This window comes from Streptomyces sp. SP18BB07, from assembly GCF_036322545.1.
GTDB lineage: Bacteria > Actinomycetota > Actinomycetes > Streptomycetales > Streptomycetaceae > Streptomyces > Streptomyces deccanensis.
In genome coordinates this window covers 191,547-217,439 of sequence record NZ_JAQYWT010000333.1, presented here as the reverse complement: position 1 = coordinate 217,439, position 25,893 = coordinate 191,547, and the positions used below count along the sequence as shown (strand labels likewise).

15 protein-coding genes and 1 pseudogene are annotated in these 25,893 nt (G+C 73.6%); 2 read left to right on the top strand and 14 right to left on the bottom strand.

Features of this window, described 5'->3' with window-relative positions:
* The 5 genes and pseudogenes from PUR53_RS26595 to PUR53_RS26575 form a co-directional block, all read right to left on the bottom strand.
* Nucleotides 1-918, bottom strand: a pseudogene (locus tag PUR53_RS26595) (hypothetical protein); the annotation flags it as partial.
* Nucleotides 915-1,349, bottom strand: a complete 435-nt coding sequence (locus PUR53_RS26590; protein ID WP_329895333.1) for a DUF6507 family protein — start codon at nt 1,347-1,349, stop codon at nt 915-917. The gene PUR53_RS26590 and the pseudogene PUR53_RS26595, both read right to left, overlap by 4 nt.
* 144 nt (nt 1,350-1,493) lie before the next feature.
* Nucleotides 1,494-2,474 (bottom strand): UDP-glucose 4-epimerase GalE, encoded by a 981-nt coding sequence (gene galE, locus PUR53_RS26585; protein ID WP_329909863.1) that lies wholly within the window; start codon nt 2,472-2,474, stop codon nt 1,494-1,496.
* A 63-nt stretch (nt 2,475-2,537) separates the two neighbouring features.
* The gene (locus tag PUR53_RS26580; RefSeq protein WP_329909862.1) at nt 2,538-4,166 is read right to left on the bottom strand and encodes a glycosyltransferase family 2 protein; all 1,629 of its coding nucleotides are present in this window, start codon (nt 4,164-4,166) and stop codon (nt 2,538-2,540) included.
* A 133-nt stretch (nt 4,167-4,299) separates the two neighbouring features.
* The gene (locus tag PUR53_RS26575) at nt 4,300-4,815 is read right to left on the bottom strand and encodes a MarR family winged helix-turn-helix transcriptional regulator (protein ID WP_329909861.1); all 516 of its coding nucleotides are present in this window, start codon (nt 4,813-4,815) and stop codon (nt 4,300-4,302) included.
* Nucleotides 4,816-4,944: 129 nt separating this feature from the next.
* Between PUR53_RS26575 and PUR53_RS26570 the strand changes: the two genes are divergently transcribed.
* Entirely contained in the window at nt 4,945-5,358 is a 414-nt protein-coding gene (locus PUR53_RS26570; protein ID WP_329895329.1) for an organic hydroperoxide resistance protein, read from the top strand.
* Nucleotides 5,359-5,432: 74 nt separating this feature from the next.
* Here PUR53_RS26570 and PUR53_RS26565 read toward each other — a convergent pair whose 3' ends face one another.
* The 9 genes from PUR53_RS26565 to PUR53_RS26525 all read right to left on the bottom strand — a co-directional run bounded on the left by PUR53_RS26565 (nt 5,433) and on the right by PUR53_RS26525 (nt 23,632).
* Nucleotides 5,433-7,049 (bottom strand): hypothetical protein, encoded by a 1,617-nt coding sequence (locus tag PUR53_RS26565; protein WP_329909860.1) that lies wholly within the window; start codon nt 7,047-7,049, stop codon nt 5,433-5,435.
* 39 nt (nt 7,050-7,088) lie between these two features.
* On the bottom strand, nt 7,089-8,387 hold the full coding sequence (locus PUR53_RS26560; protein ID WP_329909859.1) for a hypothetical protein: 1,299 nt from the start codon (nt 8,385-8,387) through the stop codon (nt 7,089-7,091).
* A complete protein-coding gene (locus tag PUR53_RS26555; protein WP_329909858.1) occupies nt 8,384-10,609 on the bottom strand; it encodes a bifunctional glycosyltransferase/CDP-glycerol:glycerophosphate glycerophosphotransferase in 2,226 nt (741 codons plus the stop codon). Before PUR53_RS26555 ends, PUR53_RS26560 begins: the two co-directional genes overlap by 4 nt.
* A 4-nt stretch (nt 10,610-10,613) precedes the next feature.
* Nucleotides 10,614-12,815, bottom strand: a complete 2,202-nt coding sequence (locus PUR53_RS26550; RefSeq protein WP_329909857.1) for a bifunctional glycosyltransferase/CDP-glycerol:glycerophosphate glycerophosphotransferase — start codon at nt 12,813-12,815, stop codon at nt 10,614-10,616.
* Nucleotides 12,816-13,048: 233 nt separating this feature from the next.
* Nucleotides 13,049-15,295 carry a bifunctional glycosyltransferase/CDP-glycerol:glycerophosphate glycerophosphotransferase gene (locus PUR53_RS26545; RefSeq protein ID WP_329909855.1) on the bottom strand — a complete coding sequence of 749 codons (2,247 nt, stop codon included), beginning with the start codon at nt 15,293-15,295 and terminating at the stop codon, nt 13,049-13,051.
* A gap of 162 nt (nt 15,296-15,457) precedes the next feature.
* Nucleotides 15,458-16,354, bottom strand: coding sequence for a carbohydrate ABC transporter permease (locus tag PUR53_RS26540; RefSeq protein ID WP_329895323.1), 897 nt, complete (start codon nt 16,352-16,354; stop codon nt 15,458-15,460).
* A complete protein-coding gene (locus PUR53_RS26535) occupies nt 16,351-17,640 on the bottom strand; it encodes a carbohydrate ABC transporter permease (protein WP_329909853.1) in 1,290 nt (429 codons plus the stop codon). The genes PUR53_RS26540 and PUR53_RS26535 overlap by 4 nt, the downstream gene beginning before the upstream one ends.
* Nucleotides 17,641-17,730: 90 nt before the next feature.
* Entirely contained in the window at nt 17,731-19,170 is a 1,440-nt protein-coding gene (locus PUR53_RS26530) for an ABC transporter substrate-binding protein (RefSeq protein WP_329895321.1), read from the bottom strand.
* 286 nt (nt 19,171-19,456) lie between these two features.
* Nucleotides 19,457-23,632, bottom strand: a complete 4,176-nt coding sequence (locus PUR53_RS26525) for an FHA domain-containing protein (RefSeq protein ID WP_329909867.1) — start codon at nt 23,630-23,632, stop codon at nt 19,457-19,459.
* 506 nt (nt 23,633-24,138) lie between these two features.
* Between PUR53_RS26525 and PUR53_RS26520 the strand changes: the two genes are divergently transcribed.
* Complete coding sequence (locus PUR53_RS26520; protein WP_329895320.1) at nt 24,139-25,869, top strand: serine/threonine-protein kinase; 1,731 nt, start codon at nt 24,139-24,141, stop codon at nt 25,867-25,869.
* Nucleotides 25,870-25,893: the final 24 nt, after the last annotated feature.

Sequence of the window (25,893 nt, the reverse complement as noted above, 5' to 3'; positions counted from 1 at the left end):
GGCCGCCCGGGAGGGGTTCTTGCCCCACTCGTCGTACGCGATGAGCGCCTTGCCGGTCTCCACGACGGCCGTACGGGAGTCACGCAGCCAGGAGGGCAGTTTGTCGTCCGGGGCCAGCCAGTACGCGGCACCCACCACCGGGACGGCCGTGATGAGGATGCCCGTGGCGAGCTTGCCGAGACCGACCCAGGCCTGACCGGCCGCGTCCCAGCCGTTGAAGCCGACCAGCGTGCCCAGGCCCTTGATCGTGCCCCACACGCCGTCGACGACGAAGCCGACCGTGAAGTCCCAGGCGTGCTCATGGATGTAGTACCAGGGGTTGGACTCCTCGACCGGGTCGCCCCACGGCAGACCCCCGGCGTTGTTGAGGTCCTCGCCCCGGTAGCCGTACATGTTCTCTTTGTTGCTGCCGTCGTTGACGACGAGCGCCTCGCCGCCGACCAGCGCGACGATCTTGTTGTAGCAGTCGCGTTCGGCGGCCTGGAACGCGGCGTACGCGGCGTTGATGTCGGAGCGGCGGTTGTTGTTCTCCTCGACGAGGTCGCCGTCGGCCCGCCACTCGTCGTCGCCCTCGATCTTCGCGCGGAAGGCGATCGCGTCCCGGCGGAGCTGGTCGAACTTCTGCTTGAGCGGACCGACGGCGGCGGCGTACGTGTCGAGCGCCGAGGCCACGGTCTCCAACTCGGTGGCGAACTCGTCGCCCTTGGCCGCCACCGGCGCGGTCGTCGCGAACAGCGCCTCCGCCTCAGGTGCCTTGTAGTACGCGGAGAGGCCGCCGAAGCGGGTGTGGATCGCCGAGCCCGAGTCCTTCAGGGAGGTGCCGGCCGAACGGACACCCGCGATGCCCAGGTCCAGCTGCTCCAGATTGCCGGTGAACTCGGGGACCTCCTCCGGGATGACGGGGATGTCGTCGCTCACTTCGGCCCCTGCCCGCCGTTCCCGTCGACACCCGGAGGCGGCGGAACGACCGTCGCCTTCAGGGCGTTGGCCTGCTGCGTGGCCGCCATGTCGAGGTCGCCGGTCACATAGGCGTTGGTGGCGTTGGCCGCGCCCTGCACGGAGTCGATGGTGCGTTGCGCCATGTACGCCAGCTTCTGCTGCCGCTCCTGGAGGTACTTGCTCAGCGCCGCCGCGACCGGTCCGACCGGCACCCGTGGCGTACCCGCCACCACCGGCCCGATCATGGGGCCGCTGAACTGCCCGCCCGGCACGGCCGTCCCGGCGGACTCGGCCGCGCTCGCCATGTTCGACACCAGCGAGTTGGCGGCCTTCTCCAGGCCGCCGGCCGCCTCACCGGTCGACTTCAGCGTGGTCTGCACGTTGATCGGATCGATGTCCCAAGCCGGCACCGTCGCTACCCCCGTAACGCCCTGTCGGACACGTCGTACGTACGTCAGTCGCCGAGAAGTTCTTCGTCGGCTTCCCCTAGTACACACGAGCAAACGGCACCGGACAGTTCCCGCTTCACATCGATTCCGTCACAGCAGGCGCTGCTACCGCTCCGTCCGCCGCGTCCACCCCGCCCACGCCGAGGAGATCATGTCCTCGACGCCGTACCGCGACTTCCAGCCCAGCTCGGCGGCGATCCGGTCCGCCGAGGCGACGACGCGCGCGGGGTCGCCGGGCCGCCGGTCGACCACCACGGGCGGCACGTCGTGGCCGGTGAGCGCGTTGATCCGGTCGATCATCTCGCGCACCGAAACACCCTCCCCGCGCCCGATGTTGAGGGTCAGATCCGTGCCCGGCGCCTCGCGCAGCCGCCGCGCGGTCGCCACGTGGGCCTCCGCGAGGTCGACGACATGGATGTAGTCCCGCACGCAGGTGCCGTCGGGGGTCGGGTAGTCGGCGCCGAAGATCCGGGGCGGGGCGCCCTCGGAGAGCTTCTCGAAGACCATGGGGACGAGGTTGAAGACGCCGGTGTCGGCCAGTTCGGGGGTCGCCGCGCCGGCCACGTTGAAGTAGCGCAGGGAGGCCGTCGACAGGCCCGTCGCCCGGCCCGTGGCCCGGACCAGCCACTCGCCGACCAGCTTGGTCTCGCCGTACGGGCTCATCGGCGCGCACGGGGTCTCCTCGGTGACGAGGTCCCCGTCCCGCGCGGCGGACGGCATGCCGTACACGGCGGCGGAGGACGAGAAGACGAAGGACGCGACTCCGGCGTCCGTGACGGCCGAGAGCAGGGTGCGCAGGCCCTCGACGTTCTCCCGGTAGTAGTGCAGGGGCAGTTCGACGGACTCGCCGACCTGCTTCTTCGCCGCGAGGTGGACGACGCCGGTGACGTGCCGGTCCCGGATCACCCGGGCCAGTTGCTCCCCGTCGAGGGTGGAGCCGATCTCCAACGGGACGCCCTCGGGCACCCGTTCGGCGACCCCGGTGGACAGGTCGTCGTAGACGACGGTCTCCTCGCCCGCGTCGAGCATCGCGCGCACCACGTGCGCCCCGATGTATCCGGCGCCACCGGTGATCAGCCAGGTCATGGACGACCGTCCCCTCGTAGTCAAGACGATGTTGCTGGGTTGTTGGTGGAATCGCGTCGGCTCTCAGTGAAGCAGGCGTTTGAGGCGTCGGCGGACGACCTCGGTCAATCCTCGCCAACCGGGCGCGAGTCGTACCGCGAGCGCCCCGGCGTGGGTCGCGTACGGCTGCACCAGGAGCACTCCGTGGCGCGTGCTCGGCAGTGCGCTCCGGCGTAGCAGCCCGGCGCCCGCGAGGGCGTGCGCGGTGGTCTCCCGGCGGCTGCCGTCCGCGAACCGCAGCCGGAGCCGCAGGTCCCACGTGCCCTTGCCCAACGCGGCCAGCTCCAGCGGGACTTCCGCCGTCCAGCTGTCGACGTCCGACTCGTCGGACGCGCCCGGCCCGCTGTCGCCCTCCGCCTCGGGCAGGAGGGGCGCCGTGCCGGTGAAGCCCACGCGCCCGTCGTCGCGTTCGACGAACTCCGCCTCCACGGTCCGGGGCCCCGCCTCCGCCATCCGCCCGTACAGCTCGTGCAGCCGCAGCCGGAGGACCGTGCCCCGGGTGCGGGGGCGCAGTTCCGCGTCGACGGCGGCGGGCAGCAGCTCCATGGGGCGGACCAGGAGATGGTCCAGCTCCACCTGCGGCAGGTCGGCGGACCAGACGGGCGTGCCGTCGCCCGCGCGCGCGTAGGGCGGGGTCAGCCGGGCGGGGCGGGCCGACATCTCCTTGAGGCGGGGCAGGTCGCGCGGCTCCTCGGCGGTGAGGATCACCCGGGCGACGACCCGGCCGGGCGCGGGCGCCGGCGCGAAGTCGCCCTCGTCGAAGGTGGCCAGGTACGCGCGCGTGAGCGTCCACCACTCGCGCCGGTACTCCGCGCCGCGCAGGTCCAGCTCGCGCGCGTACATCCGCAGCGAGTGGTCGAGGAAACGCGTCCGCGTGGCCCGTGCCGGGGCCTTCTCGCCGGCGCCCAGCAGGATGTCGTACGACATCCGGTCGGCATCGAGGCGGGCCCGCCAGTTGGCGATGTCGGAGCGGTCCAGGGAGATGGACAGCCGGGCCGCCGACCGGCGCACCTGCCAGACGTACACCGGGTCGGGGACCAGCGCGACGCGCGGCGCGGCGGCCAGGACGCGTGCGCCGAACACGAAGTCCTCGTACGGGAAGCGGCCCTCGGGGAAACGGATGACGCGCTCGCGCAGGAAGGAGGTGCGGTAGAGCTTGTTGACGCAGAGGGTGTCGTGCACCAGGCGTACGCGCTGGGACGAGTGCGCCACCAGCGTGCGCTGGGCGTACAGCTCGGGCTGCCAGGGGGTCTCCCGGCCGGACGGCAGCTCCTTGCGCACGCACAGCCCCGACGCGACCGGCGCGTCGTGCTCCAGGGCCGCCGCCAGCAGCGCGTCCACGGCGCCGGGCGGCAGGATGTCGTCGCTGTCCAGGAACATCACGTACGGCGCGGTCGCGACGTCCAGGCCGGTGTTGCGCGGGGTGCCGCAGCCGCCGCTGTTGGACGTGCGCCGGACCACCCGCAGCCGGGGCTCGTCCTCGGCGAGTCGCTCCAGCAGTTCCGCGCTGCCGTCCGTCGAGCAGTCGTCGACGGCGATCACCTCACGGACGGCCTGCCCTTGTGCGAGGGCCGAGCGCACGGCGTCCGCCACATGGGCCGCGTCGTCGTACCCGATGACGACGACGGAGACCTGCGCCTGCTGAAGAGCCATGGTTGCCCCGCACCTGTGAGAGGTATGTGTGCAAATCTTCCCTTAAGGGCGGCTTCGCGGCCCCGTGGGGAAGATGGCACGCGGGAGGCTGGGGTTCCGCATGACGGTGTCGGATTCTGCGGGGTACTGACGGTCACCCGGCCGGATCCGTGAGAGCCGCCTCGTCCAGGGCGACCGTCAGGCGGTCCAGGCGGTCGCGCAGATCACGGATGTCGTCGATGTCCAGGCTGGTCGCGGAGACGATCCGGCGGGGCACGGCCAGAGCGCGTTCCCGCAGGGCAGCGCCCTCCTCGGTCGGTCGCACCATCACCGAGCGCTCGTCGCGCGCGCTGCGCTCGCGCCGGACGAGGCCGGCCGCCTCCAGGCGCTTGAGCAGCGGCGAGAGCGTCCCGGAGTCGAGCCGCAGGTGCTCGCCGAGCTTCTTCACGGGCAGCTCGCCCTGCTCCCACAGAACGAGCATCACCAGATACTGCGGATAGGTGATCCCCAGGTCCTTGAGGACCACGCGGTAGACACCGTTGAAGGCGCGCGAGGCGGCGTGCAGGGAGAAGCAGATCTGCCGGTCGAGACGGAGGAAGTCCTCCTCGGAGATCTGCCCGGAGATCTCCGAGGAGATCCCCTCGGGCGTGGAGGCGGGGCTCTTGGTCATGACTCCAGGGTAACTCCTGTCCGCCATTTAGTTGTGTGCAATTGAATTGTGTGCTCTACTGGAGTCCGTGAACGGCGGTCGGACCGGACCGCCGGACGTGAGATGACCTGTGAAAGGGATGGTTCTCCCATGGACGCGCTCTACACCGCTGTCGCCACCGCCACCCACGGCCGCGATGGTCGCGCCGTCACCAACGACGGCAAGCTCGACCTCGACCTGGCCCTCCCGGTGGAGCTCGGCGGCAACGGCCAGGGCACCAACCCGGAGCAGCTCTTCGCCGCCGGTTACGCGGCCTGTTTCGCCAGCGCCCTCGGCCTCGTCGGCCGCGCCGCCAAGGTCGACGTCAGCGACGCCGCCGTGACCGCCGAGGTCGGCATAGGCAAGGAGGGCGAGGGCTTCGCCCTGAAGGCCACCCTCCGCGTCGAGCTCCCCGACACCGTCGACGAGGCCCTCGGCCGCAAGCTCGTCGAGCAGGCCCACCAGGTCTGCCCCTACTCCAACGCTACCCGCGGCAACATGCCGGTCGAGCTGGTCGTCGAGTAGGTCACCCCGCGGGGGCTCCGCCGCAACGGCGTGACACCCCGCCGCTCGGCGCGGATCGCTCCGTACCACTCCCCCTACGGGGCGATCCGCGCCAGCACCTCCCCGGTCCGCGGACTCCAGTCCACGACCACCGCCTCCGCCGGCACCTTCTGCCGCGGGGTCAGCACCAGCCACCGCACCCCGTACCGCCGCGCGACGACCGCACGCCGCTCGCGCGTCGACGCCGGATCCAGATACGCCCGCACATCCGCGTGCCGCCGACCACGCTCTCCCTCCTCCAGCGCGGGATCGGGCCAGGTCGGCGCCGCCATGTTCACCCCGTACCCGGGGAGCGCGCGGGCCGCGGCGTACCCGTCGGTGATCAGCGTCTCGCCCGCCCGCACATGCCGCGCCGCCCAGTCGTACGACGGCCAGCGCGGCGGCTGGTCGAAGCCGACGGGATCCAGCGCCCGGGGCACGACCGCCCCCGCCTGGACGGTCCAGAAACCCACGCAGACCCCGACGGCCGCGGCCCCGCCCAGGAGCCGCCGGGCCCAGCCCCACGGCCGGGGCGCCGCCAGCTCCACCGCCAGGGCGAACTGCGCCGGCACCGCCGCGAGCGCCAGCACCCTCCCGTACGTGTAGTGCCCGCTGACCCAGCCGTACGCCACCGTCAGGCACTCCACCGCGCACATCAGCACCAGCGGGTCCCTCGGCGACCGGCGCCCCCGCGCCCACAGCGCCGGCAGCCCGAGCAGCATCGCCAGCCAGAGGTTCCCCGCCGCGCTCTCGTACAGCAGGCGGTGGACCCCGTCCACGCCCGGGTGCCCGACCAGCGACAGGACGGCGTAGTACGGCCAGGACACCGCCACCGCGAGGGCGGCCGCGCCCGCCGACGCCCACCGGGCCACCACCGGGCGCCGCCAGCCGCGCTGCCAGGCCGCCACGATCGCCACGGCCCCGGCCAGCGAGGCCACCGCCGTGATCGGATGCACCAGCACGATCAGCCCGTACAGCGCCCCGAGTGCGGCGTACGCCCAGACGCCGCCGAGACCGCTCGGCCCGACGTACCGCACCCGCCCGGGGGAGCCGCCCCCACGCGCGCGTGCCCCCGTCCACGCCCAGGCCCAGAACGTCAGCCCGGTCGCGAACGCCGACGGGTAGCCGAGGGTCATGGTCAGCGACATCAGCCCGAGGAAGCCGCTCCACAGGACCCGCTCGGTGCCCCACAGCAGCGTCATGAACAGCACCGCGAGGACCGGCGCCCACGGCCGGGGCGTCAGCACGCGGACGAAGCGGCCGATCCCGGTGAGCAGCACCAGCAGGTTCACCGGCCCGGCCAGCTTCACCACGGACCAGCCGCTCAGCCCGGTCAGCCGCGCGAGCACGCCCTGCGCGACGGCGTACGGGGAGTAGTACGGGCTGCCCGCGCCCGGCAGATCGGCGGTCGGGTGGGCCGGGTGCAGCAGGTCCCAGCGCAGCCGCTCGACGACCGCGGCGTGCTGGCCGGCGTCGCAGCACAGGGGCACCCGCCAGTACGCCAAGGTCATGACCAGCCAGAACAGCCCGCCCATGACGACATACGGGGTCGGTCGGCGGGACAGCCGGGTACGGCCGCCGCGCAGCGCGGTGACACCGAGCGCGCCCCGCCGACGGCGCCGGACGCGCGGGTCCGGGCCGGAGCCGGGGGTGGTGTGGGCTGTGCGGGGCATTTGCCGTGTATTCCCGGTATGGCCGGGAGGGTCAACGGCTCAGCTCGCGGTCACCACATCGAGTGAGTCGCGGGTGGTGGTGATCCGCTCCAGCAGCAGCGGCAGCCCCAGGACCGGCAGCAGCCACGCCACGACGATCAGCCGGTCGCCCCAGATGGTGATGTCGGGATGCGCGGCCTGGTTGAGGATGCCCGTGCACGCCGCCGCGAGCACGAACCAGCCGAACACCGGCCGCTGCCGCAGCGCGCCCCACGCGCCCGCCACCAGTGCGGCGAGGAACAGCGGCTGGGTCAGCTGCCGACGCCCCCACTCCGCCCAGAAGTTCGCCTCCAGGCGCAGGAACTCCGGCCACGGGGCGGTCCGGTCGGGGCGCGTGAAGTGATCGGTGAGCAGGTCCTGGAGGCTCTCCGTGGACGCCGGGTGGTGCAGCAGCGCGGCGAGCGCCGGCGTGCCCACCACCGCGCACGCGGACACGGCCCCGACCGGCAGGACCCATGGCTCACCACCGCGCACGCTCCCGTGCCCGCGTCGCGCGGCGACCACCGCGCACGCCCCCGCCAGACACACCCCCAGGAACAGCGCCTGTGAGTGCTTCACCGTGAAGAGCGCCGCCAGGGAACCGGCGACCAGCGCCGCCCCCGCCCGCACCCGGCCCTCCCTCGCCAGGGCGCACCCCCAGAGCGCCGTCAGCGTCAGGGCCAGCAGCACACCCTCGGTCATGGGCCGCATGGCGGTCGCGCCGCAGGGGAGCACGTAGTAGAGGGCCTGTCCGGTGAGGGCGACGCGCACAGGCGCGCGGACGGCACGCAGGACCACGTAGGCCAGGACGCCCCCGGCCGCCGCGATCAGCACGCTCGCCAGCCACACGCCCCACAGGACCCCGAACACCGCGACGAACGGGGCCAGCAACAGCGGATACCCGGGCCGCACCTCGAAGATCCGCAGGAACCGCTCCGAGGTGAACGGCGCGATCGGGACGCCCGACTGCCCGGCCGCCAGCCGCCGGTCCACCTTCCGCCACAGCTCCCGCCGGCACTCCTCGGCGACCCGCGCCGCCGGACTCGGCGCCCGGAACCGCACCACGTCCACGCGCTGCTTCCGCTCGGCCCACGCCGCCCGGCTCCCGCAGTAGTGGTCGATGGTCCCGGCGGCCGACTCCCGCACACCCGCGCCGCCCAGCGTGAGGGCGTACGAGACGTAGTTCCTGGTGTCGGGAGTGGCGCGCCCGGTGACGCTCGCCAGTTGGCACAGCGCGAAAACGGCGGCGAGCAGCAGCACCCACGCCCGCGCGCGCGTCGCGAGGACCCGCGCCCGCACGCCGACCGTGGGCGCCCTCATGACGACGGGACAGCGGCGGCGGCCGCCGAGGACGAGGCCGGTCGAGGCGCGGGCACCGCCCCCGCCGTCCCACCCAGCATCAGTGTCCGCACGACCCGCTCGGACGCCCGCCCGTCGTCGAACTCGCAGTACCGCTCCCGGAATCCGGCCCGCAGCCGCGCCGACTCCCTGTCCCGCCACTGCCCGGAGTCGAACAGCCAGGCGAGCTCCCGGTAGGAGCGGGAGACATGGCCGGGCGGGTCGGCGGTGATGTCGAGGTACATGCCCCGGCTCGCGGCGAAGGCGTCGAGGTCGTCGGCGTGGACGACGATCGGCCGGTCCAGGTTGGCGTAGTCGACCATCAGGGCCGAGTAGTCCGTGACCAGGACGTCGGAGGCGAGCATCAGCTCCTCCACATGCGGTTCGTCGGTCGCGTCCACGACGACACCCCGCCGGTGCAGCTCGGCCAGCCCGAACCCGCGCGCCGGGCCGTCCGCGAGCGACGGATGCAGCCGCACCAGGAGGGTGAGCGCCTCGCCCAGGCTGCGCCGCAGGTCGGCGGCGAACCGGGCGAGGTCGAAGCGCTCGACGTGGCCGCCGCGCCGGTAGTCGCGGGGCGTGGGCGCGTACAGCACGACCGTGTGCCCGGCCGGGACGCCCAGCCGCTCACGGACCGCCGCGCCGCTACCCGGACCGGCATTCACGAGGACGTCGTTGCGCGGGCTGCCGGTCCGCAGCGAGGTGAAGCCGCACGGGTACGCCCTGCTCCACACCAGCTCGGAGTGGCGGTTGGCGACGAGACTGTGGTCCCAGCGGTCGGCCCCCCGCAGCATCCCCGGCACATCCACGCCGAGCCGGGCACCCGGCTTCCGCAGCAGGTCGGCGCCCATGAACTTGAGCGGGGTCCCCTGGTGGGTGTGGACGTGCACACTGCCCGGCCGCTTGGTGAGGGCGCCCGGCCAGTCGGCGTTGCCCACGAAGTACGTCGCCCGCGCGGCCAGCCGCAGATACTCGGGCGAGCCCGGCGTCACATGCTCCACACCCGGCGGCAGCGCCGCCACCCGCTCCGGCCGCACCACCCACACGCCCCGGATGTGCGGCGCGAACTCCCGGGCGGCCTGGTACACGGCCGCCGGATCCCCCAGCACCCCACGATGGGAGAACGCCGAGTACAGGGCCAGGTTCGGGTCCAGCGGCAGCCGCTCGTGGGCCAGCGACCAGCCCCGCCCGATCCACTCGGCGCCGGCCGCCCACAGTCGCTCCCCGCGCACGCCCAGCGCGGTACGGGCGCGGGCCGCGCACCGCCGGGCGCGGTAGGCGGGCCAGCCGCCCTCCAGTACCCGGTGCGCGGGGGCCGGGGAGTCGTCGCCCGACCGGTGCTTCCGGTACAGCCCCTCCGTCCGCCGGAAGAACTCGGCCTGGTCGCCGGGCGGCACCCGGTCCGATGCGGCGAGGATGTCCAGACAGTGGTCCGCCATCGCGCTCCGCACCCGGGAACACCAACTCGCCAGTTCCGGACGGGACTTCAGATGGGCGAAGACCCTTTCGTACTGGTCGTGCACGTCGAAGTGCCCCCGGCCGGAGGTGGACAGGAGGGTGCCCCGCGGGCGCTGCCGGCAGGACACGCAGATCCGGTCCAGCGTGGCGATCCGCCCGGCGCCGAGCAGCACCGGGAACGTCCACGGCGTGTCCTCGTAGTGGCCCGGCGGGAACCGGAAGCCGTGCGCCTCCAGGAACTCCCGCCGGTACGCCTTGTTCCACACGACCGTCGGCAGGCCGAGGACCTCCGGGCGCTCCGCGACCGTGAAGACGCCCTCGCCCACCGCGCTCAGGAGGTGCGCGCGGGCGTCGCGGCGCGTCTCGCCCCACCAGTACGCGCGGACGTGGTCGAAGACCAGCACATCGGGGTCCCCGGCCTCCTCCAGCCGGTCCGCCAGCGCGCGCAGGGCGCCCGGCACGAGGGTGTCGTCGCCGTCGAGGAAGAGGACGAAGTCACCGGTGGCGTACGGCAGTCCGGCGTTGCGGGCGCGGCCCGGGCCCACGTTCGCGGGCAGGTGCAGCACCCGTACCCGCGCGTCACGGGCGGCGTACGCGTCGAGGATCTCGCCGCCGCCGTCCGGCGAGCAGTCGTCGACGGCGATCACCTCCACGTCCCCGTACGACTGCTCCAGAACCGAGTCGAGGCACTCGCGCAGCTGGCCCCGGACCTCGAAGACGGGAATGACGACAGTGAAACGGGGCATGTCCTCAGCTCCTCACGAGGGTCGCGGCGGTCGGAGTCGGCGTCGGGGCCGGTGTCGGGGTCGGCGTCGGGGCCGGGGCGCGCTCGGCGAGCGGCACCACCGGCGGCAGCGCCTCCGGGCGCTCGCGGAGGAACACCCGCCGTACCACCCGCTCCGCCGCCCGGCCGTCGTCGAACTGGCAGAACCGCTCCCGGAAGACGGCCCGCAGCGCGTCGGACTCCGTATCCGCGTACGAGCCGTCACGGAACAGGTCCGCCAACTCCCGCTCGGTGCGCGCCACATGACCGGGCGGCGCGGCCGGCAGATCGAAGCAGACGCCCCGGGTCTCCCGGAACACCTCCCAGTCGTCCGCGAGGATCACGACGGGACGGTCGAGGTGGGCGTAGTCGAACAGCAGGGACGCGTAGTCGGTGATCAGCGCGTCGGCGGCGAGGCAGACCTCCTCGACGCGGGGGTGCGCGGTGACGTCGATGATCCGCCCGCCGCTTCGGCGAGGGGGGCCGGCGGCGGAGCGGCGGGGCGCCCGCAGCAGCACCACGAACTCCTCGCCCACCGCCTCGCACAACGCCTCCAGGTCGAGCCGGGCCTCGTGGCCGGGGGCGTGGTCGCGGTGCGTGGGGGCGTAGAGGAGGGCCTTCCTGCCGTCGGGAACGCCCAGCGCACGCCGGGCGCGCGCCACGTCCTCGGCCGTGGCCGTGCAGAGGACGTCGTTGCGCGGGCAGCCGTACTCCAGCTGTTCGTACCGCCCGGGGAAGGCCCGCTCCCAGGTCTCGGTGGTGTGCCGGTTGGGGGAGAGGACGAAGTCCCAGTGGTCCACCTGCCCGAGGAGCTTCTTCGCCCCGGCGGGACCGTCCGCCCCGGCGGCGACCACCGGATACGCGGACCGGTCCAGGCCCGTTGCCTTCAGCGGGGTGCCGGGCGGGATCCGGAGATGGACGCTTCCGGGACGCTTGACGACCGTGTCGCCGAGGTCGGCGCAGTCGGCGCCGTCGACGAGGTACTTGGCGCGGGCCAGCAGCCGCCAGGCGCGCGGAGTGCCGACGACGGCGTGCTCGGCGCCCCGGGGGACCCGGTCCACCGCGTCGGCCGGGACGAGGAACACCGAGCGGACCCGGGGGGCGAGTTCGCGGACCTTCGCGTGGAGGGCGACGAGGTCACCGCCGACGCCACGGTCCCGGTGCGCGCGGTACACGGCGAGGTCGCGGTCCAGCGGCAGACGGCGCTGGGCGGCGTACAGGGCGCGGGACAGGGGCGTGCGAGGACGAGGGAGCGCGGCCAGGGCTTCGACGGCGGCCCGGTGCGCGGCGTGCAGGGCCCGGAACCCGGCGTACGAGCCGCTCGCGAGCAGTCGGTGCTGGAGTCCGAGGCGGCCGGCGGGCGGGGTGAAACCGGCCGGGCGGTGAAGGTCGTAAAGATGGGTGGCGCGGCGGAAGAAGGCCCGGCGGTGGTGGGCGGGCAGCCGCTCCAGGTGCGCGAGACCGCGCAGGACGATCGCGAAGAGCCGCCCGAACAACGCCTCCGACAGCCCCTGCCCGGCCGCGGCCCGGGCGAGCACCAGCTCCACCTGGTCGAGGAGCTCCAGGTGGTGGTCGCCGGGCGCGTACAGGCGGCTGCCCTGTCGGCGCAGCAGATGGCGTACGCAGACCGTGTCCCGTAGCTCGGCCGTGCGGTCGGCGGCGAGGGCGACCAGGCCGTTCCAGCCGAGGTCGGTGAAATAGCCGATGGGGAAGGTGAGTTGGCGCTCGACGAGGAAGTCCCGGCGGTAGGCCGCGCTCCACGCCGGGGCGTCCGGGCCGGCCGGGCGCACGACGGTCGTGGCGCCCTCCCACCAGTGCGCCCGCTCGTGCGCGAAGTACAGGACGTCCGGGTCGTCGGTCTCGTCCAGCCGGTCCGCGATCGCCCGCAGCGCGCCGGGCGCGAGCGTGTCGTCCCCGTCCAGGAACAGCACGTACGACCCGTGCGCGGCCGCGAGTCCCGCATTGCGGGCGGCGCTCAGCCCGCCCGCCGGGGGCGACTCGACCGGGGCGACACGGGTGTCCCTGACGGCGTACGCGGCGCTGATCGCCCCGGCCGGCGAGTCCGCCGCCGCCTCGTGCACCGGAATCAGCTCGAAATCACCGAACGGCTGACCGAGAACCGACTCCAGAGCGAGCGGTAGCCGCCCTTCTACGCCGTAGGTGGGGACGATGATGCTGAAGCGGGGCATTCTTTCCTTTCGGGATGCGTTGTCGGGGGCGTCGTGGGGTGCGTCGTCGGGTGCGGGTCCGGTGGGGCTTCTCGCGCAGTTCCCCGCGCCCCTAACGGCATGGGGCGCGCCCGGTGCTTTTAAGGGGCGCGGGGAACTGCGCGACCAGCCCCCGCCGGGCCCGCGGATGGGGGTCGAAGGGGCGCAGCCCCTGGGGATGGGACGGGTAGGGGCGGCGGGGGCGAGAAAAACGCCTACGTCCCCAGCAGCTCGTCGGTCGCCCCCGCCCGCATACTCGCCGCGGACGGAACCGGATGCCGCTCACCCAGCGGCACGACATCACCCGGCGGCACCTGCTCACCCAGCACCACCCGCCGCACCACCCGCTCCGCCGCCCGCCCGTCGTCGTACGGACAGAACCGCTCCCGGAACGCCGCCCGCAGCTGCGCCGACCGCGACCCCCGCCAGTGCCCCGTCGCGAAGATGTCGATCAGTTCGTCCTCGCTGCGCGCCACCGCCCCCGGCGCGCACGCCCGCAGATCGAAGTACGTCCCGCGCGCCGCCTCGTACGCCTCCCAGTCCTCCGCGTGGATCACGATGGGCCGGTCGAGGTTGGCGTAGTCGAACATCAGCGACGAGTAGTCCGTGATCAGCGCGTCCGAGGCGAGGCAGAGGTTCTCCACGCTCGGATACCCGGTGACGTCCAGCAGCCGGCCGTGCGCCAGATCGGTCAGCGGGGAGCCGTACGCGTGGTGCGCCCGGGCCAGGACGACGAAGCGCGGCCCGAGTTTGCGCAGGACGCGCTCCAGGTCCAGATGGGCGCGCTGCGCGTGCCGGTAGTCGCGGTGCGTCGGGGCGTACAGGACGGCGACCGCCCCCTCGGGCACCCCGAGGTGCTCGCGCACCCGGGCCACGTCCGCCGAGTTCGCCCTCAGGAACACGTCGTTGCGCGGCGAGCCGTATTCGAGGGTGGTGAACGGCGAGGGGTAGACGCGCTCCCAGACGAGCGTGGAGTGGCGGTTGCCGGACAGGACGTAGTCCCACTGGTCGCTGCCGCGCAGGACGTCCTCGAAGTCCGTGCCGCGCGCTGCCGCCGGCCGGTCCCGCAGATCGGTCCCCATGTGCTTGAGCGGGGTGCCGTGCTGGGTCTGCAGCAGCACCTGGCCGCGCCGCTTGACCAGCCGTCGGTCGAAGTCGGTGTTGTTCACCAGGTACTTGGACCGGGCGAGCGCCGTCCAGTACGCCATCGAGCCGGGCAGCACCCGCCGGGTCGCCACCGGGAGCGTGTGGTGGTGCTCCGGGCGCGCGACCCACGAGGTGCGCATCGAGGGGACGTACGTCCGGAACGCGTTCTCCAGCGCGGCCGGGCTGCACTCGTAGCCCCGGCCCCCGTACGCGGCGAACACCGCCCGGTCCGCGTGCAGCGGGAGCAGACGCTGGACGCGGTAGTGCAGGCGCAGGCCGCCGGCGCGGAGCAGCCCGGCCAGGCCCCGCACCAGGCGACCGGCGCCCCGGACCAGCCGCGCTCCGGCCCACAGGGCGCGGTAGAGGCGCGGGCTGCCCAGCCGCAGGAGCGCGTGCCGGAGCCGGGCGCGGGCGCGGAGCGGCGCACCGGTGGTGCGATAGCGGGCGCAGTGCGCGCGGACCGTGCGCAGGAACTCGGCGCGCGCCTCGCGCGGCAGCCGGTGGCGCCGGGAGAACACGGAGGTGAGGTGATCGAGCATGCGCCGGAACAGCACCGGACGCCACTGCGCCAGCTCCGGCCGCTCGTCGAGGTAGGCGAACACCCGGTCGTACTGCTCGAACACATCGAAGTGACTGTGCGTAGTCGCCCCGAGGAGGCTGCCGTGGCGGCGCCGGCGGTGGTGGACGCAGACCCGGTCGAGGGTGGCGACGGACTCGGCCGTCATCAGCACGGGGTACGTCCAGGCCGTGTCCTCGTAGATGCCGGGCGGGAACCGGAAGTCGTGGTCCTCGACGAACTCCCGTTTGTACGCCTTGTTCCAGGCCGCGGGGCGGACGGTGAGCAGTCCGGGGCGGTCGTCGAGCCGGAACGGGGCCGGGCCCTGCTCGGTGAGCCGGCGGTCGCGCGGGTCGTGGACCGGCTCGCCCGACCAGGAGACACGGGCGAAGTCATGGACGAGGACGTCCGGTTCGCCGGTCTCCTTGACTCGGTCGGCGATCGCCTGCAGCGCGCCCGGCGTGAACGTGTCGTCGCCGTCGAGGAAGAGGAGGTAGTCGCCCCTGGCGTGCTCCATCCCCGTGTTGCGGGCGGCACCGGGCCCCGCGTTCTCCCGCAGGCGCACGGTGCGCCGCACCCGCGGGTCACGGGCGGCGAACTCGTCGGCGATCGCCCCGCAGTTGTCGGGCGAGGCGTCGTCGACGACGATCAGTTCGAGGTCGGTGAAGGACTGGGACAGCACAGAATCCAGGCATTCGTGCAGGTACGCCTGAACCTTGTACGCGGGAACGATGACACTGAACCTGGGCAAGGAGGACATCCATGGGTCGGCGCGGGCATACTGCCCGGAAACGGCCGATGGGATGATTTGGTTACGGTGCGTGTTCCATACGGGGGATTCGACGGGGAGTTGGGGGCGCACGGGTGTGTTCGCGGGGGGCTGGTGGTGAGGGCCGCGCGCGCAACCCCCACCACACGGCGCCTACTTCACGGCTCCCGCCATCACCCCCGACACGAACTGCCGCTGGAACGCGAAGAACACGGCCAGCGGGATCACCATCGAGATGAACGCGCCCGGCGCCAGCACCTCGATGTTGCTGCCGAACTGCCGTACCTGCTGCTGGAGTGCGACCGTCAGCGGCTGCGAGTCGGAGCTGGAGAAGACCAGCGCGACCAGCATGTCGTTCCACACCCACAGGAACTGGAAGATCCCGAGGGACGCGAGCGCCGGTGCGGCCAGCGGCAGGACGACCGTCGCGAACAGCCGTACCTCACCGGCCCCGTCCAGTCGCGCCGCCTCCAGCAGCTCGCGCGGGATCTCCGCGAAGAAGTTCCGCAACAGGAAGATCGCGAACGGCAGTCCGAAGCCGACGTGGAAGAGCACCACACCGATGATGTCGCCGAAGATCCCGAGGTCCCGGAAGAGCCCGGACAACGGGATCAGCGCCACCTGCACCGGCACCACCAACAGCCCCACCACGCCCATGAACCACCAGTCCCGGCCCTTGAAGTCCAGCCAGGCGAAGGCGTATCCGGCCATCGCGCCGATCAGGACGACCAGCAGCGTCGCCGGGACCGTGATCCAGACCGTGTTGAACAGGGCGTCCGTGATGCCGTCGTTCTCGAGCAGCGACTCGTAGCTCTTGGTGGTGAGTTGGGCCGGGGCCGAGAACACCTTCCACCACCCGGAGGTGGAGATGTCGGTCGGGTCGCGGAACGACGAGACCAGCAGCCCGAAGGTGGGCACCAGCCAGAACAGCGCCACGAGGAGCAGGAAGAACCGCAGTGCGCCCCCGGCCGCGCCGCTCGCGAGCCGGGAGGCGACGGAGCGTTTCTCGACCGGCCCGGTAGCCACGGGGCGTTCCTCGACAGCCGTCACCGCTGGCGCTCCTTCCTGAGCCGCCGGATGTTGACCCACATCACCGGCAGCACGAGCAGCAGCAGGACCACACCGATCGCGCTGCCGAGACCGAAGTCGCCCCCACCGCCGTACGACACCAAGTAGAGCTGCAGAGCGAGGACGTTGGCCTCGTCCTGGGTGGGCTGGGGCGCGATGATGTAGACGAGGTCGAACACCTTCATCACATTGATCATCAACGTGACGAGGACGACGACCAGGACCGGCGCGAGCAACGGCACGGTGACCTTCCGGAACACCTGCCACTCGTTGGCCCCGTCCACCCGGGCCGCTTCGAGCAGATTGCGGTCCACCCCGGCCAGCCCGGCCGCGATCAGCACCATCGCGAAGCCGGCCCACATCCAGACGTACGACCCGATGACGGCCGGCGTGACCAGGGTCGGGCCGAGCCAGTCGATGCCGTTGTAGGGAGCCGCGAAGTTCGAGCCGGGCAGGCGCAGTTGAGCTCCGTCGGCCGCCGCGGGCAGGCTGAACGTGCCGTCACCGCCGCTGGTCGCGGTGGCGACGACCTCGCCGTCCTTCACCGCCTCGACCTTGACGCCCTCCAGCCCCTTCTCGCCCGGGTCGACGGCCCCCTTCTCGCCACCGCCGCCGAGCCGGAAGTCCAGCCAGACGGTCCCGGTGACCCCGCCGGCGTCGGCGGGCCCGGCGGCCTTCGCGTCCCGCGCGTCGCCGGGCAGGCTGTTGGGGGCGATCCCGACGAGGGGGAGGAGCGCAGGGGTGCCCGACCGCACGGTCCCGTCCGTGATGAACGACCCGCCGCCGGACGCCTTGAGGTCGCTCACCTGGGCATTGGGCCGGGCCTTCGGATACACCGACTCGTCCACGAACACGTCGTGCACGGACGTCACGACCGCGTTGGCGACACCTTGGTCCGGATCCTGTTCGTACACCAGCCGGAAGATGATGCCCGCGGCCAGCATCGAGATCGCCATCGGCATGAAGACGATCAGCTTGAACGCCGTTCCCCAGCGCACCCGTTCGGTCAGCACCGCGAAGATCAGTCCGAGCGCGGTGACGAGGGCCGGGGCCACCGCGACCCAGATCGCGGTGTTGCGTACGGCGACGAGGGTCGCGTCGTCGGAGAAGATCTCCGCGTAGTTGTCGAGGCCGACGAAGCCCGAGCCGTCCGCGTCGAACAGGCTCCGCCAGACCGAGTACCCGATCGGGTAGACCACGAGCGCGCCGAGCAGCACCAGCGCGGGCAGCAGAAACAGCACCGCCACCCACAGCCGGGTACCCGTCACGCTCTTGCGCGGTGCGGCGGGGGACGCCGGCCCTTCACCGGCGCCCCCCGCCGTCTTCGTCGTTGTCCCGGCGGACGACATGAGTCGCCGTCAGCCGTTCCCGTAGGCCTTGGCCGCGTCGGTCTCCAACTGCTTCTGCGCACCGGCCACGTCGTCGGGGTTCTTCAGGAAGTCCTGGAGGTCCTTCCACTCACCGACGCCCTGGGTGCCGCCGAACGCCGCCGGGGCCTGGTCGGACATGTCGAAGCGGAAGTCGTCACCCGCCGCGAGCAGCGCCTTGGCGATCTCCCTGGTCACGTCGTCCTTGTAACTGCCCTCATCCATCTCCTTGTTGGGGGACAGGAAGCCGCCCTGCGCCGCCCAGATCTCCGCCGCGTCGGTCGAGGCGAGGAAGGTGAGCAGCGCCTGCGCGCCCTTGCCGTCCTTCAGGGCCACGGCCGCGTCGCCGCCGGTGACCACGGGGGAGTCGTCGCCGACCGCCGGGAACGGGAACACCTTGGCGTCCGTGCCGATCTTGGCGTCCGTGTCGCCGTTGATGGTGACGGCCACGAAGTCGCCCTCGAAGACCATGCCGGCCGGGGCGTCCCCGGTGAAGGTCTGCGTGATCGACTTCGGGTACTCGGTCCGCAGCGCGCCGGACGCCCCTCCCGCGATCAGCTCGTCCTTGCCCCACAGCTCCGCGAGCTTGGTGAGGGCTTCCTTCACCGAGGGGTCGGTCCACTTGATCTCGTGCTTGGCCAACTGGTCGTACTTCTCCGGGCCCGCCTGCGACAGATAGACGTTCTCGAACCAGTCGGTGAGCGTCCAGCCGTCGGCGCCGCCGATGGACACGGCGGGCGAGCCGGCGTCGGACAGCGTCTGCGCGGTCTGCAGGAACTCGTCCCAGGTCTTGGGCTCCTCGGTGATCCCGGCCGCCTCGAACGCGGCGGTGTTGTACCAGACGAGGGACTTGTTGGCGGCCTTCGCGTAGACGCCGTACTGCTTGCCCTCGTAGGCGCCGAGTTCCTTCCAGCCGTCCGAGAAGTTCTTGTCCAACTGGGCCTGGGCCTCGCTGCCGAGCGGCTTCACCCAGCCCTTCTCGGCGAACTGGTGCAACACGCCGACCTGCGGCAGGAACGCCACGTCCGGCGGTTTGCCGCCCTCGATCTTCGTACCGAGGAACGTGGACGTGTTGTTGCCGGTCGGCACGAACGTCACCGAGGCGCCGGTGCGTTTCTCGAACTCGTCCAGCACCTTCTGGAAGTTGTCCAGCTCCGGGCCGGTGAAGACCGCCGCGACCTCCAGCTTCTGGCCGTCCAGCTTGGGGAGTTCCACGGTGGCCTCGGTGCCGCCGTCGTTGCCGTTGTCTCCGCCGTCGTCCTTGTCGTCGTCACCGCCGCACGCCGTGAGCGAGAGGGCGAGGACGCCCGCGGCGAGGACCGCCAGGGCCTTGGACGTGGGCTGGCCATGGGGGTTGGGCTTGCGTGTGCGGCCGATGCGGCTGATACGGCCGATGCGTGCAATGCGATCTGTGCGGTGGATGTTGCGCATCTCTGACCCCGTTCTCCGTGCGTCGTCGAACGTAGAGCGCTGTCCCGTGCGCTCTGGTCTACGCCGGGTGCTCGGGGGCGGCAAGAGCGCCTGCCGTGTCAACGTCTTGATCGTGATGGCGTCGTGACCATGGCGCCGCCGGGTCCGCGCTCTGCGGGGCCGGGTCCGCGCTCTGCGGGGCCGGGCGCGCCTGTGCGCCGTGGGGCGTCCCGGCGTGTGGCGGGTGACCGTTCGTCGTGGTTGCTCGCGCAGTTCCCCGCGCCCCTGACGGGCCTGCGGCCCGCAGTCAGAGCAACGACGGTACGGACGGTGCCGAGACCTCTCGGGCCGCTCGGTCCAACGCGCTGGCCAGCAGGGCCAGGTCCGTGGGGCCGTTGCCCAACTCCCGTACGGGGCGGCGGGCGGGCGGGTCGCCCATCCGGGTCCAGTCGAGGGGGACGACGGTCGGCCGGAGGGTGGCCGTGCGCGGGATGCGCCCCGTCACCCGGCCCGCCTGGAACGCGGTCGTACGACCCCCCTCACCCAGCAACTCACCCCGCCCGGGCGCCGGTTCGTCGGGCCCCGGCACCGGCGCGCTCAGCACGACCCGCCCGCCGGCCGCCCGCGCCAGCTCGCTCTCGCCCTTCGGCCCGCCCCCACCGGTCGTGGCCACGAGATGCACCCCGAGCCGCTCGCCCTCCCGGGCCACCGCCTCCAGGGCCCGGACGACCGACCCGGCCGCCGGCCGCCCCGTGGAACCCAACGGGGGCGACAGCAGTGCGTCGAGGTCGTCGACGATCACGACGAGCCGGGGGAGCTCCGAGGCGAAGCCCTTCCCGGTCCCGCCCCGGCCGTCCTGCCCGGTGCTCCTCCGGCTCGGCCGCAGCCGCAGCGTGGAGCTGGAGGACGAGTCGAGGTCGGCGGCCCCGGCCGATGCCGCCTGCGCGGACCCCGGCCCCGACGAGCCCGGCCCGGACGATCCCGCCCCCGGGGCCACGGACTTCGCCGACCCGGACCCCGACACCGCCGAGGTCGCCGAGCGCTGCGGGACGATACGGCCCGACACCTCACGCCGTGTGTGCCACTCCACGAACCCGAGCCCGCCCAGCAGTTCGTACCGGCGCTTCAGCTCGGAGATCAGGGACTGGGCGAACTCCCGCATCCGAACGGGGTCGTTGGCCGTGAGATGGGTCCCCACATGGGGCAGGTCGGTACAGACCCCGAGCCCTTCCCCGGCCCGGCCCCCGCCTGCCCCGGCGGTGCCACCGCCACCGCCGTCCCGCCCGTCGACGAGGACGATGCCCAGCCGGTCGGGCCGCTCGGCGGCGGCGAGCGACGCGGCGACGGCCCGCAACAGCTCCGTACGGCCGCTGCCGACCGGCCCCTCGATCAGCAGATGGGGGCCCTCGGCGACGAGGTCCACGGAGACGGGCCCGCGCGGCCCGGCGCCGAGCACGGCCCAGGCGCGCCCCCCGAGCGCCGTCGTGTCGTCGCCCGCGTCCGCCCAGCGCGCCATCAGCGACGCCGGTGTGGCCCGCGCGAGCCCCAACTCGTCCAGCAGCCGCGCCGATTGCGGCAACGGCGCCGACACCCGCGCCTGGCGGTCGGCGACCGCCGCGTCCGTCCGCAACGGCGCGAGCGCCCGCGCGAACCGCTCGGCCCACGCCGCCGACACCGCGTCCAGCGTGGCCACCGTGCCGTGGTTCAGCAGGCCGGGCGCCTCCCGCGCGTTGAGCGAGGGGAGGTCCCGGGTGCCCGGATGCGTCCGTTCGTCGGCACCGGAGAGCGCGCCGCCCGAGAGGTCGAGGGCCGTGTGCGTACGGCTCACCACGGCGGGGTCCGCGTGGTCGGGGCGGGGGCGCCCCGGCGAGACGTCGGACGCCGTACCGCGCGCGTGGTCCACGGGCTCCCGCGACGGAAGCCCGCCTTCCACGCCCCGCCCGGCCGCACCGACACGCGCCGCTCCCGAACGCCCCACGGGCCCGTCATGCGCCGACCCCGTACGTCCGGGGGCCCCGCCCCGCGCGGCCCCCGAGCCTCCGGCGCGGTCGCCGGACCCCGACACCGGGCCCGCCGCGCCCGTCGTCGGACCGGTCGCAGCGGTCACACGGGCCGCACCGGAACCGCCCACCGCGCCGGACCCGGCGGAGGTGACGCGCAGCAACCGCAGCGCCGTGGCGACGTCACCACTGAGCAGGGCGACGGCCCCGCACGCGCGGAACGCGGGAGAGACCTCGCAGGCCGCCGTGTACGTCTCCGCCACCGGTGAGGCGGGCGACGCGGACTCCGTCTCGGCGAGGCACACGACATGGATCCCGGCGACGGGCCCCTCGTGCGCCAGCCGCACCACGGCCTCACGCACGTCCGCGCCCCCTGGGTCCCCGTCCACGACCACCACCGTGTACGGCCCGGCGAAGCCACCGCCGGCCGGTCCGTCGTCCCGGGCCCACGACGGCCGCCGCGCGCCCCGCCGGCCCGCGCCGCCCTCGGCCGCCCCGGTCCCGCGATCGGCCGAGCCCGCCGCCCCGGCCGCCGTCGTACGTCCGCCGTCGGTGCCCGGTGTGCTCCCGGGCGCGTGGCCCGCGGTGTCCGCCGCGTGGTCCTCCACACGGCGCAGCAGCTCGTCCAGCCGGGCGGTCGTCTGCTCGCGGTCGTAGGCGAGGAGGAGACGGCAGTCCTGGCCGTGGGCGGGGCGGAGATGGGGGAGCCAGCCGAGCCAGGACCAGTCGGTGGTGCGCTCCTCGGCGGTACGGGTGCGGTCCGCGCTGATCAGGACCAGTTCCAGGGTGTCGGGGGAGTGCAGCGCGGCGAGCTGGGCCACAACCGCGCGGGTGAGCCCCAGCAGCCGGGGGCGCGGTCCGGCCAGCCCCAGCGCGCCGACCTCCCGCAGCCCGGTGGTCACCGGCACCGCCGGCAACAGGCCCGAGCCGTCCGGCGCCACCCGGTCGGTCGTACCGAGCCGCACCGTCAACGCCTCCGGGTGCCCCGGCCCCCGCTCCCACAGCCGGGCGCCGGGCCCGAGCGCGGTGAGCAACAGGGCGGCGAGGTCCGGCCAGGTCTCCGGCAGCCGCTCCCCGGCCGCCGGGAGCACCGAGGCCAGCGCCCCGCGCTCGTCCTCGTCGTACTCCGTGTCGTACTCGTACGGGTCGTCCTCGGCCCCCGGCTGCGCCCGCCCGCCGGTCAGCCGCCGTGCCCAGGCCCCGAACCCGCCCCGTTTGCGCACCCCACGCGGCACGTCCGTCCCCCGGAGGGGCGTGCCTTTGCGGGTGCCGGACTCGGGGGCGTCGCCGCCGTTCCCGACTCCGTCGTTCCCGAGACCGCCGTCACCGGGCCCGCCGGGCTCACCGGCGCGCGAGTCACCAGCGCCGTGCGAGCCCCCCGGGCCGCCGTGGGAGCCGTCGCCGCCGCGCGGGTCACCGGAACCGTGCGGGTCGTCGGCGGCGCGGGAACCCCGGGCACCGCCGAGGGGATCATGCGTGTCGCGGGGACGGCCGTGGACCTCCGCCCCGAGCGCGCCCCCGCCGCGCTCGCCGGCGCCATCGCGCGCAGAGCCCTGCCCGGTACCGGGCGCGGCCCCCCGACCCGTACCCCCGGTCGCGCCGGACCCCGCACCCCCCGTCGTCCGCTCGATGCCGGGCACCCCGCCCTGCCCCGGCACCGTCCGCCGCTCGCCTCGCCCGGGCCCGGCAACATCTCCCCCCGGCGCTCCCGTACCCCCACGAGACACTCCGCCGGAACCGGCACCAGACCCGGAACCGGCACCAGCACCCGAACCGGCACCCGCATCAGCCCCGCCGTCACCCCCCGCCGTGACCCGGACATGCCCTTCACCGTCAGGTGTCGTACCCACCCCGCGAGCCCCCGACGACGAGGCCAGCCGGAGCGCGGACTCGCCGATGCGCAGGAGCGCGCCCGGGGCCAGGCGGACCGGGCGGTCGCCGACGCGGGTGCCGTCGAGGGTGGTGCCGTTGGTGGAGCCGAGGTCGACCACGGAGACCCGGCCGTCGGCGGCGAGGGTGACCGCGCAGTGGAGGCGGGAGACGTCCGGGTCGTCGAGCGGGACGTCGGCGTCGGCGGAGCGGCCGATGTGGATCTTGCCGCCGTGCAGCAGATGGACGCCGCCCGCGTCGGGGCCGGCCACGACATGCAGCTGTGCGGCGGCCTCGTCGACCTCGGGGCCCGGCTCGGAGGGGGCGCCCAGGGAGAGCACCGCGCCGTCGATGAGGGGCGGCTCGCCCAGGGTGCAGCGCTGGGCGTCGAGGCGCTCGGCACCGGCGTACAGCACGACCTGCCCGCCGCCGGTCTCCCGGCTGCGCTCCAGGCGCTCCGCGCCGCCCTCCCCGACGGCGGAGGCGAGGCCCGAGGCCACGGCGGCGAGGGCCGTCCCGGCGGGCGCCGTGACCAGCACGTCGCAGGCCGTGGCACGTCCTCGCGGCTCGGAGGGCGGTCCCAGCGGGTCTACGACGGTCAGCCGGATCTGCATCGCCGTCAGCGGTCCCTTCCGCGCGGGCACCCGCGACGACGAGGACGAGACTGCGCGGTCCCCACCGCAGACTTCCCCCACCGCTTCACGGGCACGTCGGCCAGTACTGGAGGCATCCTCGCACCTGCCACTGACAACTCGCCCGCCGCCCAGCGTCAAGTGATCTTGATTGGTCGGCTCTGCCCCCAAAAATGCCTGACCAGTGCCCGCCAGTTGATCACTTGAGATCGGTCACGTCCGTATCGGGTCCGCATTCGGGATCGCTCCCGTCCGCATCCGGAACCCGGCATACCCCCGCACAGCAACCAACCGCCCATCGGGGAGCGTCTTTCCATCGAACGCACAGGGGTACCCGTACGTACTCGAACCACAGCAAGCGGACAGAGTGGGCAGGAAGAGTCGGGAAGTGAACAGCCCGGTCCCGAGGACGGCCGCACTACAGTGGTCGGAACGTCCGTGGGAGTCCAGGGCGTGACCAGGCAAGCAAGCAACAGGGAGCGCATGACGTGCGGCCGGTAGGCAGTAAGTACCTCCTTGAGGAGCCGATTGGACGCGGCGCCACAGGCACGGTCTGGCGCGCCCGCCAGCGGGAGACCGCCGGTGCCGAGGCGGCCGTGCCCGGCCACCCCGGCGAGACCGTCGCGATCAAGGTCCTCAAGGAGGAGCTCGCGAGCGACGCGGACATCGTGATGCGGTTCCTGCGGGAGCGCTCCGTCCTGCTGCGGCTCACCCACCCGAACATCGTGCGCGTCCGGGACCTCGTCGTCGAGGGCGATCTGCTGGCCCTGGTCATGGACCTCGTCCAGGGCCCCGACCTGCACCGCTACCTCCGGGAGAACGGCCCGTTCTCGCCCGTCGGCGCGGCCCTGCTCACCGCCCAGATCGCCGACGCGCTCGCCGCCAGCCACGCCGACGGCGTCGTCCACCGCGACCTGAAGCCCGCGAACGTCCTGCTCAGGCAGGACGGCGGCGAGATGCACCCGATGCTGACGGACTTCGGCATCGCCCGGCTCGCCGACTCCCCCGGCCTGACCCGCACCAGCGAGTTCGTCGGCACGCCCGCGTACGTCGCCCCCGAGTCCGCCGAGGGCCAGCCGCAGACCTCCGCCGTCGACATCTACGGCGCCGGCATCCTGATGTACGAACTGGTCACCGGACGCCCGCCGTTCAACGGCCAGTCCGCGCTCGAAGTGCTGCACCAGCACCTCAGCGCCGAACCGCGCCGCCCCTCCACCGTCCCCGACCCGCTGTGGACGGTCATCGAGCGCTGTCTGCGCAAGAACCCGCGCGAGCGGCCCAGCGCCGTCAACCTCGCCCGCGCGCTCCGTATCGTCGCCGAGGGCGTCGGTGTGCACGCGAACTCCATGCAGATCGCCGCCGCCGAGGGCGTGGGCCACATCCTCGCCCCCGACCCGGCGCCCGCACAGGTGCCGGGCGCCCCGGAGCCGTTCGGCTCGGCCGACCCGACCCAGGTGCTGCCGCACGGCGCGGGTTCCTACGACCCGAACGCGGCGACCAGCGTCCTCCCGCACACCTCAGGGCCGGCGGGCGCGGGCGACCCGACGACCGTGCTCCCGCACACCTCCGGCGCCGACCCGACGTCCGTCATGCCACCGGTCCCGCCGCACGACCCCGGCGGGCAGCCGCCCGAGCAGCCGCACCCCTGGCAGAACCAGCTCCGCGCGGCCCGCGACCGCAACGAGCAGACGCAGGTGCAGTACCTCGACCCCAGCGAGGACCCGCTGCGCCGCCGCCCCCAGCGGCAGGCGGGCCGCCCGCAGCAGCCTCCGCAACAGCCCCAGCAGCAGCCGCGCCGGCAGCAGCGTCCGCCGCAGGGCGGGCCCGGCCCCGGGTACGGGCACCCGCAGCAACAACAGCAGCCGTACGCGCCCGCCCCCGCGCCCGCGCGGCAGCCGCAGCGTCGGCAGCCGGAGCGGTACGCGCCCGCGCCGCAGCCCCAGCCCCAGCAGCCGGCGCCCCGGCCCCAGCGGGAGCCTCGGCCGCCGCGTGAGCCGCGTCAGCGCAGCGCCAATCCGATGCGGATCCCGGGGCTCGGGTGCCTCAAGGGGTGCCTGTTCATGATCGTGCTGCTCTTCGTCGGTGGCTGGCTGATCTGGGAGTTCACGCCGCTGCAGGGGTGGGTGGGCACCGGCAAGAGCTGGTGGGGCCAGCTCTCGGACTGGGTCGGCGATGTGGACAAGTGGGTGCGGGACTTGGACAACGGCTCCGGTTCGTAGGGCGCCTCATGGCTCGGGGGTGCG